The sequence below is a fragment of the Rubripirellula obstinata genome (assembly GCF_001642955.1).
Classification (GTDB): Bacteria; Planctomycetota; Planctomycetia; order Pirellulales; family Pirellulaceae; genus Rubripirellula; species Rubripirellula obstinata.
Genome location: NZ_LWSK01000149.1, coordinates 1 through 12,160 on the forward strand (window position 1 = coordinate 1; position 12,160 = coordinate 12,160).

A 12,160-nucleotide genomic window follows, 5' to 3' on the forward strand; every position below is an offset into this window, starting at 1 on the left:
CCCCGTCCGCCTATCCCTCCAACCCGACACGACGACTTAACGAGGCTCCCGCTGCGCGATGAGCGCAGCGGGGGTAAGGGGGAAACCACCCCAAAACCCATCGAAAACGAGATAGTTCAACAAGTCGTTGGCGAGTTCCGCTACCCGAAGATTGAGCTGACGCGGAATACTAGCTGTCCCCGTCTGAACCCTGGCGGGCCCAGCTACGAAAGATTTCGCCAAATACGGAACTTGTTTCGGGACAATTCCTAAGCGTTTTGTTTTCTTTGTCGCAGGCCGCTGACAACGAACACCAAGATGCCTGCCCACACAAAGCCGAATCCGGCGAGTTGTGATTTGCTGACGGGTTCGGATAGCAACACCGCTCCGCAGATCCACTGCAGCGTCGGGCCAATGTACTGCAAGATTCCAATCATCGACAAAGGAACTCGCGGCGCGGCAAACGCGAACAATGTCAGTGGGCTTAACGTCAACGCACCACCGAAGATCAACATCGCCCACGTTCCGGCTGAATAAGCAGCGGTTGCAGATGGAACGTTGCCTGGATCGATCGCAGGCGCAACACTCATTTCCACCCCGGGCGATAACCAAAGCAAGTAACAAAGCGCAAACGGAAGCAATGTCCCCGTTTCCAACGTCAAGCCTTCGATGGCACCAAGCGATGCCTGTTTTTTCAGTAGCGCGTAAAACCCAAACGAAAATGCCATCACCAGCGATAGCCATGGGATGCCGTCGCCGACAAGACTCATCACACTGACACCGATCGCCGCTAACACGACCGCGAACGTTTGCAGACGCGTCAACCGTTCCTTCAGAATCACCACCCCCAACATCACGTTGACCAGTGGGTTGATGTAGTACCCCAACGCCGACTGCAACACGTGACCAGAATTGACGGCGTATAGAAACGCGACCCAATTGATCCCAATCATGAACGCGGCAATCGCGTGAATGGCAAGCGTCCGGGGTGGATGCCGACGCCAAAGGCGATTGCGAAGCGGTTTGATCGCGGTACACAATAATGCCGCGATCAGAAACGACCAAACGATTCGGTGCGCCGTTAAGGAAAACGCAGAAATCGAACCCAGTAACCGCCAGTACAGCGGAAAGAATCCCCAGATCACATGGGCAAGCAGGACGCTGGCAATGCCAACGCGAAGATGACGATTGCCGTCGGCAACTGAAACAGTAGAAGTCAAAACTTCATCAGCTTGCATCGACTTCTTTAAATTTCAACAACAGCTTCATCATTTCTTTCGCGGATGCTTCGGCGATCTCGCGAATTCGCTCTCGTTCGGTTTCGTCACCAAATTCGTAGGTGATCGCGTGGATGCCAAGTTCACGCGCAACCCAGGACTTACTGGTCGCTCGGTGAGCATTGTGGGCGTCGTCTCGCAACACGTCAAACGATGGCATTCGTTTGTCGATCGCGGCTAGCCACTGTTTTGTAAAGCCACGCGGAAAAAGATCGTTTTCCTGGGGAGCGGTGTAAAACAGTTCGTTGTAAGTGCTGTGGAAATCCAGGAACAACCAAGGCCGTCCATTCTCACGCTCGGTCAACCGAACCAATTCGTTGCGAATTGCCGCGGTTTCAGGTTGGGTGAAGTGTTGCCAATCGCGATTGAGGTCAACGCCGTTCGCGTTCGCTCGCCAGTACCCATGTTCGACACCATCAGGGTTGGCGATCGGAACAACGACGGTCAAAAACTTTTCGCGAAATCGTTTGGCAAGTTTTGTGTCAGCGGATAGCACTTCCACAAAGTGCATCATGCCGATCGTGCCGGTGACTTCGGGTGGATGCTGTCGCGACAGGATAAAGATGGAATCCCGGGCGTCTTCATTTCCGATTTGCATCTGATACAACGGTTGGCCTTGAACGGATTCGCCGATCACGTTGTCGTCAACGTAAGGTTTTTCTGCCAGCGTTGAAATCCAGTTTTTAATATCGCGGTTGCTGACAATTTCTTGACCAGAAACCCAAAGTGCTTTCTCACTGACTGGCACCCGCAGCGTGACTTCTCGTCCACCGGGATGCCGTGCAACGATCATTTGATCGGCGCTTTTCCAGGTCTTTCGGTCGTGGCTAATTTTGGGAGCGTACCGATGCGATCCGCCTTCGTAACGAAGCCGAATGTCGATCTCTTGAGTATCGGTTGACTGAACGCGAAATGCGTACCACGCGCTATCGTTGATCGGTTCGACTTCGGGTTTGATCACGATCTCGAATTCATCGGAGCCGCGTTCCACCAATCGATCGATCTTCCCTCCCGGAAAATCAGTCTGAAACGAAACTGTTTTGTCGAGCGATTCAAAGGCGACATCGGTCTGCGTCAATTCACGTGGATCGGCCCAGGCGTGGTTGATGCCGGTTAGCGACATCCCAAGCATAAGTGATAGAAACAGTGACGCGCGGCGACGCGATGTGACCAATGGCTTGCTCATATCTATGTCCGTAATTCACGTGATGTATCGACCCGCAACGCAAGTTCTCTGGTGCAGAAAATACGGAGGGTGATGCATCCGTCAGGCAAAAAATGCCCTGGAATGCACCGGTTGGATCGATACGAAGCGGGGGAGGGAAAACAGGTGGGCCGGGCTGGTCACTGTTCTTGTCAGTGAACGGCTCGGGATTCGTAGAGGTGGGATGCCGCATGTTCGCAGCATTTGGGAGGGTATCAGGACTGTCAGTTAGATCCAAGATCGATACGACAGACCCTGGCAGAGACAGTGGATGTCTTTGCAAGCAAAATGTCCGCAAAGAACACACCGACATTTAATCGAATCGTCCATTTTACGCCGATTCATGAGCAGTAAATCAGCCGGATGCCTTAAACCAGATAACCCACCGTAATCGGAACAGAAGGGATGATCCTCACACTTTTGCTTGTCGGTCCACTCGATGCCGAATCCGGGATTGTGGTTTAGGCTCTCTTTGTAGGCCGTAGCGAGCGGAGCGAGTTACGGCGTTTTGCACACCTGCCATAACTCGCTTGAAGCTCGCTACGGCCTACTTTGCGCCCAGCTACGGGAAAACCGGGAGATTGTTTTGGACAATTTCTAAACCAGTTTTGATAGCAACATCGTGGCCAACCCCAGGACCAGGAAAAATCCGCACATGTCGGTCACCGTGGTCAACAGCGGGCCGCTGGCGACCGCGGGATCAAAGCCGAATCGCTTCATCAACAATGGCACCACTCCGCCAATTGAAACAGCCACGATGGTGTTGATCAGCAGCGCCAGACCGACCACCAAACCCAGGTAATAATTCCCGTCAAAGACGACTGCTAAAAGTGCGACTAACAAACCCAGCACCGCGCCGTTGATCATGCCAACCGAAACTTCTTTCCACCAAACCCGCATCATCTCGGACGGCCTGACTAATCCCAGGGAAAGTTCACGCATGCTGACTGCGACGGCTTGATTGCCACTGCAACCGCTCATGTCGCTGATGATTGGCAGAAACACCGCCAGCGCGATGACCGATTGCAGCGTGTCTTGGAAATACGCGATCACACCGGCCGCACCAATGTTCAGCAGAATGTTGATACTCAGCCAGCTCAATCGCCGGCGAGCCCGCAGCCAAAGCGGCATCGATCGCAGTTCCTCACCGCCGACGATCCCCTGGCTTTTCAGATAATCGCTTTCGGCAGCCCGAGTTTCCTCGTACGACACCGCTTCACGGTGCAGCACCCCTTTTAACAGCCCCGTTTCATCGACCACGGGCACGCCAACGAACGCGTGACTTTCAAAAAAGTCGATCAATTCATCCAGCTCGGTCGTATCCGAAACCGCTAGCGGATTTTGGATCATCAAATCAGCTAGCTTTGCGGCTCGTTTGACGAACAACAGATTTTGCATTGGCAGAACGCCGACCAATTTACCATCGGTTTCGCAAACATAGGCGTAACGAACATCAAAGTCGCTGTAGATTTCCGCACCCGCGTTGAGTTCCGCGATAACGTCGGCCACGGTCATCTCCGGTGTAAACCGTAGCATTTCCGTGACCATCATCCCGCCAGCCACGTTGTCGTCATACGATGACAATTGCCGCGCCGCATCGGCTTCGTCAACCGGCAACGCTTCTAAGATCGCCTCCGCCTGATCGGTGCTTAGGTCACCCAAAACATCCGCTTGCTCATCGCTGGGCAATTCGTGAACAATCGCGGCTGCATCATCGGGCGTCAGCAGCGCGATCGCCCGCGCGGCCTGTGACTCGGGCAAGTGACCGATCAACTCCGCCGCGTCATCCGCATCCAGACCGGACAACACCGACGCTCGCAAACGTTCGTCCAATCGGCTTAACGCAAGTGCTTGGTCGCAGCTCGACAAGCCGGACACGTATTCACCTAGCTGCTGCGGATCACCGGCTTCGGCCAATCGTTCGAGTTCTTCCCAGGGTCGATCGGAAACGGATCGGTCAGAAACGGGGCGGTCAGAAACTGAAGTGCTATCAGAAGTGTCGGCGGTCTTTGTCACGTTCAAATGATCCATCTTGATTGGTGTGGACGAGAGCAGCTTTCGACAAAACGTAGGGCGGTTTACACCGGCCGTCTGCAAAACCGGCCCTGCATCCCGGTGGCCAACCCGTTTTACCGCTCCATTCGCCTCATCGACAGAGGGCAATGGCACAATGAGGCCCAGCCGACCCAAAGCCTGCGGCTATCGATCGGACGACGCATCAGATGCGAAGACTAAGATGCGAAGACTTGCGGTAGTTGGCGAATGCACGGTCCGGATGCGAAGTACCTGGCAAAAGGCTGTCACCGCTCGGCGGCTTTATCTGCCAGTCCGATCACCTTTGGGAGTTCAACGTCTTTGGCGTATCGAATCCGCCAGAACCCAACGCTCCAAAAATCGCGTCAGCGACCTTTCCGGCTTGAGCGATCACGGGTGCGATTCCCACACCGTGCATGGCGTTGTTCATCACCGACAGGCCTTCGATGGGAGCGATCGCCGATTCAAGTTGCTCGATTTTTTGGTGATGGCCAACGTGGTATTGAGGCATCGCTTGATTCCATCGAACGACGGTCGCCCACAACGGTTTGCCTGACAATCCGATGATCTCGGCGAGTTCTTCGGCAGCGATGTCGATTAGCGTTTCATCTTCATTGTGCAATAGCTCTGACTGTGTCGCTCCGCCAATGAACGTTCGGATGATCACCTGATCGTCGTCCGCGCGGCCTTCAAATTTGTGGCTCGCAAAACTGCCCGCTAAGATGCGACGGTTTTCCGACGCGGGAACCACGAAACCAAACGTGTCAATGTTTTTGGCAACGTCGGAACGGTTGACGACCAGCACCACAATCGCCGTGGAAGCGGATTCGATTTGTCGTAAACTCTTGGCGGCATCGGTGGAAACTGGCTCCAGCAATTTTGCTGCGGCGGGCGGTGGCAGAGCGATTACAACATGATCGAACGGACTTGAATCGCCTGGATTTTGAACAACGTTCCAGGTACCGTTTGAATCATCTCGGTGGAGTGAATCGATCTTGGATTGAAGTTGAATCGTGTTTTCTGGCAAGCTATCCGAAAGCGTTTTTATCAGTTCAATCATGCCGCCCGGGAACGATCGGAATTGGCCGTATCTTGCGCCGGTGCTGGATCGTTCGACGGAGTCTTCGCCTGATTTCTGACGCGCCTTGGTGGCGGCGGCCAACGATCCGTGCGACCGTTCCATCGCCCAGATCGGACCCATCGTTGACCGCATGCTCAACTTATTGACGTCGGCGGTGTAGATTCCGGCTGACAGCGGGGCAACGATTCGGTCGAGTACTTCGTTGCCCATTCGCCGCCGAACAAATGACGCGACTGATTCATCATCGTTTCCCGATGGAGTGCGAGCCGACACGAACCGCTCGGCAAAGAAACGCAGTTTCCCCATCAGGCTCAACAGTGGCGTTGTCCACATGGGCCTGGTCCGCGTCGCTCGCATCAAAACGAAACCGTCTGGAATGGGAACCAAGTTTCCGCCAAAACAGATCCTTGCGCCGCGACGATTTGGTTTGGGTTCGATCAAGCGATCGGTCGCACCCAGCTTTTCCATCAGTTCAATTGCGGCAGGCGGTTTGGTGGCAAACATATCAGCGCCGTGATCGATCACCCAATCGCCAATTCGCTCGGTATGGATCACACCGCCGACTCGATCACCGGCCTCGAACAATTGGATTTGCAGCGAGCAGTCTTCGCCCGATGCCAAACGCTGCTGGTGCATCAGGTTCAATTGGACGGCCGTTGCCAACCCAGACAATCCACCGCCAATAATCGCAACTCTCAAAACAAAATCCTTTTGCGTTCGTGCGTCCTAATAATCAATGTCTTCGTAGTACCCATTGTTCTGCCGATCGTCTGGATTGAAATCCCACTTGACACCGAACAACGCAGCCAACGGCGGAAGATTCGTCGTCAAGAACTCTGCCGTCGTTTCGATCGCCGCGTGGAAGTCGTTTGAATTTTCGGCCATCGTCAGTGGTCCGAGCAAAAGGTTGAAACCTTGGGCGTAACCAGCGTACGGTTGCAGCAACGAATCGCCACTGCTTTGGTCAATTTTGTCCTTCCATTCGTTCACCATTTTGGACCAATTCTCTTGGTCCATCGACGTCGGCACCCAATAACCGTCAACCTTGGTGAACGTAAACGACGATTCGCTTTCACCAGAGCCAATCTTCACGTGCGTTGTTTTTATCTCGTCGCGTTCTCGAGTTGATCCGACTTCGACATCACGTTTCGCAGAGCGGCCAAGTTCTTGATTCGTCTGATACAAATAGTCGCACGTTGCAGTATCGAACTCGCCAAGCCACTGCGAAAAAGGTTCGGATCTGATCTTATCCAGGTCAAACAAATCAGTGTCCTTGGTTGCATGCGCCAAACCGGCCAGCGACAACAGCGGTCCACGAATTTGGGAAACAGTCGATTCGGGAACCGCCTGAACACGCGGGCTGCTGAGCAACCAGTTCTGATGCGTTACCAGAGCGCTGCCAGCCGCTTGAAGGGCACCAACGATCAACTGATACCCATCGGCGTCAACCTTTGCCGCTGCAAGACGGACCAATTCATCGACGTCGGATCGGTAGGACGGCGGCAGCGAATCATAGACGGCGCGAAGGTGTCCCGCCGCGATCGCTTGATCGACTTGGTTCAAGAATGTATCGACTTCGACATCCTTCGACGGCGGTTGATAGGCGGGGGCTTCGTCGGGTTTGGGCAAAGGATCAGGTGCGGACGCTGCCGCCGCGATGCTGGCCTGATTGAGTTCCGCGATGCGAATTGCTCTCTGTGCGGTCAGTTCCTTTGCCAAACGGCGGGCCTGGATGCGACTGTCGCTGCGTAGACTATTCAGGTTCACTGAAACGCGGCGGCCATTGCCGAGTTCCAACAAAACGTTGTCGCCCCACAGCCCAACCATGCGAGCGCTGATGGTTCGAGTCCCACGCAGGTCCGTCCACGATTCCGCGTCGGCGGTCTGGGCATGGAAACTTGCAGCGACGAAGAACGAAAACGCGCAGCCCAAAATGATGGGGCGATCAATCCGTGTTAGAAATGGTGCAAACATTGAAAGAACCTAACCAGAAAATGACAAGCATTCGGAATGAAGGGCAGAATTATCGACCGACCATGATGCGGAAGGATGGAATCTAGTATATTGAGTCGCGATAGGATGTGGTCCCCATTTCAATCACTTTCGGCGGCGTTCTTAGGCGGCGTCCGTGGTTAGGGACGAGCGTTATCAATAGTCGCCTTTCGCTCAGCGAAAGTACGTCAGAGCACACTTTCGCGGAGCGAAAGGCGACTATTTGTGACATTGGTGGATCAGTCGAGGCTGCAACGATAAAGGATGACGATTGAGCACGCATAATGAGAAGCCCATTGCCACGGGCCAAGCCGAGTTTAGCGAAGCGGAAAAGCTGGAACTCAGAAAAAAACACTACAACGGTACGATTACCGAGCGGATCGATATTCACGAGGGCTTGGCGAGATTTCGTATCCGCCCCGATAACGGTTTTTCGCCTTTCAAGGCTGGGCAATATGTTGCGGTCGGGCTGGGGAACTGGGAAACCCGCCTGCCAGATTCACAGGATGAAAAGCTGGAAGAAAAGAAGTTTAAGAAGCTGACTCGGCGTGCGTATTCGATTTCGTGCCCGTTGTTGGATCAGCAAAAAATGGTGACGGTCAACGAAATCGACTATCTGGAATTTTACATTGCGTTGGTCAAACACGCGGCCTCGCCCGATGCAAAAGCACCTTCCTTGACGCCGCGTCTGTTTCTGATGGGTGACGGCGATCGGGTCGAAGTTCAGAAGAAAATTGTCGGTACCTATGTTTTGGAAAACATCAAACCCACCGACACTGTGTTGATGATTTCCACCGGGACCGGCGAAGCGCCGCATAACGCGATGACGACCGACCTTTTGTCATCCGGTCACGTCGGTAACATCATCAACGTCACCACGGTTCGCACGCGTTTGGATCTGGGGTATCTGCCCGAGCACGAACATCTGCAAGCGGCGCATCCGAATTATCAATACCTTTCTTACACGACGCGCGAAGTCGAAAATTGGGACAAAACGCATCCCGGATACGTTGGCAAGCAATACGTTCAGGATTTGTTCAGCAGCGGTTTGCTTGCCGAGCATGCGGGGGATCCTTTGTCGCCAAACAACACTCATGTATTCCTGTGCGGCAATCCGTCAATGATCGGCTACACGCCGCCGGGTGCTGATCCGCCCGCAACGCCCGGAATGTTGCAAGTCTTAAAGGACAAAGGCTTCGTTGAAATCGATGATCATAAAAATGCGGATCAAAAAAACAGTATCGATCGTGACGGGCCGGGAACGATTCGATTTGAGAAGTATTGGTAAAGACGACCAACTTGCCAACAAATTCGGTCGCTAACCTGCTAAAACTAATGCCACAAAAACACTCAACCTAGGAATAACATCATGGACCTTTCCCGAACGATCGCGTTGATTCTTGGCGGTGGCCGCGGAACACGTCTTTTCCCACTGACCAAGATCCGCGCCAAGCCAGCCGTACCGCTGGCTGCCAAGTATCGATTGATCGATATCCCGATCAGTAACTGCATCAACAGCGGGCTCAATCGAGCCTACGTGTTGACTCAGTTTTTGTCCGAAAGCCTGCACCGGCACCTGCGACAAACCTACACGTTTGACCACTTCAATGGCGGGTTCGTGGAATTGTTGGCCGCTCAGCAAACCGTTTCACCGGACGAGGATTGGTACCAGGGTACCGCTGACGCAGTTCGCAAAAACTTGGTCCACCTAGAAGAAGATTGGATCGAGCATGTGTTGATTCTGTCGGGCGATCAGCTTTACCGAATGGATTTTCGCGACATGATGAAAACCCATATCGAATCCGGAGCCGACGCGACGATCGCGGGCATTCCGGTATCGCGAAAAGACGCATCGTCGTTGGGCATCATGCAGATCGGTGACGATGGCCGAGTAAAAGGGTTTGTGGAAAAACCGCAAACCGAAGAAGAAATTCAAACCGTTCGGATGGATCCGTCTTGGATCGACCAGCGTGGCATTCCTAGCGGCGGCCGCGACTGCATCGCCAGCATGGGTTTGTACATTTTCAATAAAGATGTCATGGTTGATTTGCTTCGCAGCAATTCAGACAGCGACTTTGGCAAAGAAGTTTTCCCCAAAGCGATCAATTCACACCAGGTCAACGTTCACCTGTTCGACGGTTACTGGGAAGACATCGGAACGATTCGTGCCTTTTACGAAGCCAACCTGTCGCTGGCAGGTAAGAACCCACCGTTCGACATTCGCAACCGCGAAGCACCCATTTATTCTCGCCCACGGTTTTTGCCGCCAACGATTATGGGCGACGCCAAGGTGACCGGCAGTTTGATCGCAGATGGATGTCGAATTGGCGATAACGTCACCATCGAAAACAGCATCATCGGTTTGCGAACTGTCATTGGCGACGGTGTCACGATCAAAGACAGCGTGGTGATGGGAGCGGATTACATCGAATCAGGTGACGTCGGCAACATGCCAATCGGCATCGGCGACGGTTCAGTAATCTCGGGTGCGATTTTGGACAAGAATTGCCGCATCGGCAAAAACGTCAAAATCGCAAACGCTGACAAGATTGAAAACCAAGGCGAAGACGAACCGATGCAGGTTCGTGATGGAGTTTCAATCGTGATCAAGAACGCAACGATCCCGGATAGCTTTGAATTTTAGTCTCTCGTTTGTGTAAAAGAGTGACAACCGTAGGGGCGGACCTGAACGTCGCGATGGGTTTCTAAATTGTTTAACCGCGTGGGCATCGCCCAGCGCGGTTGGGGCCGCGTGGACGCGCGGGGCGATGCCCACGCGGTTAAACGAACTAATCCGGGTAAAGCTCTTCAACGATCTCTGGCTTCAACGATCTCTGGCTTCAACGATCTCTGGCGACGACGCGGTGAAAACGCAAGCAGACTTCGCGGTCGATCACTCGGCGGACGCCTTCGGTCAGGCACTTGGGTTCGTTATCGGTTTCACCGGTTTGGATAATTTTATCGAGCGGTGTGCCAGGTGAGACTGCGAAGGTTTGTTGGTTGATCGTTTGGTTTCCAGCGTCTAATTCTGGAATGATGAAATGGCACGTCGCGCCGAAGGTCAACATCCGGGCGTTATGGGCATCATGGTACGGACGAAAACCGGGGAAGCCTGGCAGCAAGCCATGGTGCAGATTAATGATCCGTCCGCCCGCGAATTGCCAACAAGTCGAAGCGGGCAGGATTCGCATGTAGCGTGCCAGGATCAGATAATCGACGTCGAATTCATCCAGCACTTCGACCATTTCAGTGTCGTTGGCCGATCCCTTTTCGTTTCCGATCATTCGGAACGGAACCCCGAACTCTTTGGCTAGCGTTTCTAGCTTCTTACGGTTTGAAATCAGAACCGAAACCTCGGCCGCGATCAGCTTTTCTTTGACCGCTTGCAGAACCGCTCTTGGCGTGTGCTCGATGAACGTGCAGGCGACGGCCAACCGCGGATTCTTAGCCCGATACTCGCTGCTCCACACTCGAATCGCCAATTTGGTGTGCTGGCCGATTTGCCGCATCGCGTCTTTGAGCGGCTCGAATTCGTTGGGGTTAATGTCGATTCGACACAGCATTGCAAAAAGCTGTTCTTCGTCGTGATCGTACATCTGGATCTCGGCGATCCTGGCCCCGCGTCCGGTAACGTGGTGAATGATCGGGTCGGCCAGCCCGGCGTTGTCTGGACCAAGAGCGGTGATGATGACTTCCATGGACGGTTTCACTCAACATTCGGCGGATAATGCGTAGTCGCTAAATCGTAGTCGCTACCAAGTTCTGACTATTGTTCACGCCGGGGCCATTTTTGCCGACCCCAGGACTTGGTACCTTCTGGGCCGACCGATCAGTCCCATTTAACCCTGTTTTTCCAGCCACTATGTCCGCGATTGCTCCACCGACCCGGCTTCGACGAAGCGACTTTCCCGAAGGCGAAAACCTTTGCGAACACTGCACCGCGAAATGTTGTCACTACTTTGCGTTGGCGATCGAAGAACCCGTCAATCGACGCGACTTTGATTACATGCGATGGTATTTGTTGCACGATCGTGCCAGCGTATTTATCGATGACGAGACCTGGTACTTGCTGGTTCACACGACCTGTAAACACTTGCAGGACGATTACCGATGTGGAATCTACGAAACGAGGCCACAGATTTGTCGCGACTACACGACTGACGAATGCGAGTTCGAGGACGATTGGTGTTACGAAAAATACTTTGAAAGCGCCGAGCAAATTGACGAATACGCAGACGCATTGTTTGGCCCGCAATTCCCCGAAACTGACCGTTCCAAGTCCAACACGCTAAGAAGTCGCAAGCCAACCGGTTTGCCAATCGCCTAGGCGAGCTGCCCAGCCCAACCGCGCGGGCATAGCGATGTCCGCGGCTGAACTCACGGGGCGATACCCAACGCCGTGAAGAGTTTTGGTCCCGGAAAACACGTGTTAGGAACGTACGACTTTTTATAGTCGCCTTTCGCTCGGGACGTCGCATCAGTTACTGCGCAATAGGCCCGGAGGGCCGACAGCCCCCTGCCGGGTGCGTGAGCACCCGGATGGCTGCCCCACATCAATTCTCTGGCTCGGTTTCGCGGCTACGCCGCGAAACC

General features: G+C 53.8%; 9 protein-coding genes. 3 read left to right on the forward strand and 6 right to left on the reverse strand.

Annotated features, from left to right (window positions below):
* Positions 1–248: 248 nt before the first annotated feature.
* The 5 genes from rarD to RC85_RS22680 all read right to left on the reverse strand — a co-directional run bounded on the left by rarD (position 249) and on the right by RC85_RS22680 (position 7,549).
* Positions 249–1,217 carry an EamA family transporter RarD gene (gene rarD / locus RC85_RS22660; RefSeq protein ID WP_068267024.1) on the reverse strand — a complete coding sequence of 323 codons (969 nt, stop codon included), beginning with the start codon at positions 1,215–1,217 and terminating at the stop codon, positions 249–251.
* Positions 1,207–2,442, reverse strand: a complete 1,236-nt coding sequence (locus RC85_RS22665) for a M14 family metallopeptidase (protein WP_235033473.1) — start codon at positions 2,440–2,442, stop codon at positions 1,207–1,209. The genes rarD and RC85_RS22665 overlap by 11 nt, the downstream gene beginning before the upstream one ends.
* Before the next feature lie 615 nt (positions 2,443–3,057).
* On the reverse strand, positions 3,058–4,491 hold the full coding sequence (gene mgtE / locus RC85_RS22670) for a magnesium transporter (RefSeq protein ID WP_084422951.1): 1,434 nt from the start codon (positions 4,489–4,491) through the stop codon (positions 3,058–3,060).
* Between the two features lie 301 nt (positions 4,492–4,792).
* Positions 4,793–6,274: a protoporphyrinogen oxidase gene (gene hemG, locus RC85_RS22675; protein WP_068267025.1), complete on the reverse strand. Its 1,482-nt coding sequence runs from the start codon at positions 6,272–6,274 to the stop codon at positions 4,793–4,795.
* 27 nt (positions 6,275–6,301) lie between these two features.
* Complete coding sequence (locus RC85_RS22680; protein WP_068267026.1) at positions 6,302–7,549, reverse strand: hypothetical protein; 1,248 nt, start codon at positions 7,547–7,549, stop codon at positions 6,302–6,304.
* Between the two features lie 289 nt (positions 7,550–7,838).
* Here RC85_RS22680 and RC85_RS22685 point away from each other — a divergent pair, with 289 nt between their 5' ends.
* Positions 7,839–8,855, forward strand: a complete 1,017-nt coding sequence (locus RC85_RS22685) for a ferredoxin--NADP reductase (protein ID WP_235033475.1) — start codon at positions 7,839–7,841, stop codon at positions 8,853–8,855.
* A gap of 81 nt (positions 8,856–8,936) precedes the next feature.
* Positions 8,937–10,211, forward strand: coding sequence for a glucose-1-phosphate adenylyltransferase (locus tag RC85_RS22690; RefSeq protein WP_068267027.1), 1,275 nt, complete (start codon positions 8,937–8,939; stop codon positions 10,209–10,211).
* A 196-nt stretch (positions 10,212–10,407) separates the two neighbouring features.
* Here RC85_RS22690 and RC85_RS22695 read toward each other — a convergent pair whose 3' ends face one another.
* Positions 10,408–11,265: a formyltransferase family protein gene (locus RC85_RS22695; RefSeq protein ID WP_068267028.1), complete on the reverse strand. Its 858-nt coding sequence runs from the start codon at positions 11,263–11,265 to the stop codon at positions 10,408–10,410.
* Positions 11,266–11,429: 164 nt separating this feature from the next.
* Between RC85_RS22695 and RC85_RS22700 the strand changes: the two genes are divergently transcribed.
* Positions 11,430–11,894, forward strand: a complete 465-nt coding sequence (locus RC85_RS22700) for a YkgJ family cysteine cluster protein (protein ID WP_068267029.1) — start codon at positions 11,430–11,432, stop codon at positions 11,892–11,894.
* Positions 11,895–12,160: the final 266 nt, after the last annotated feature.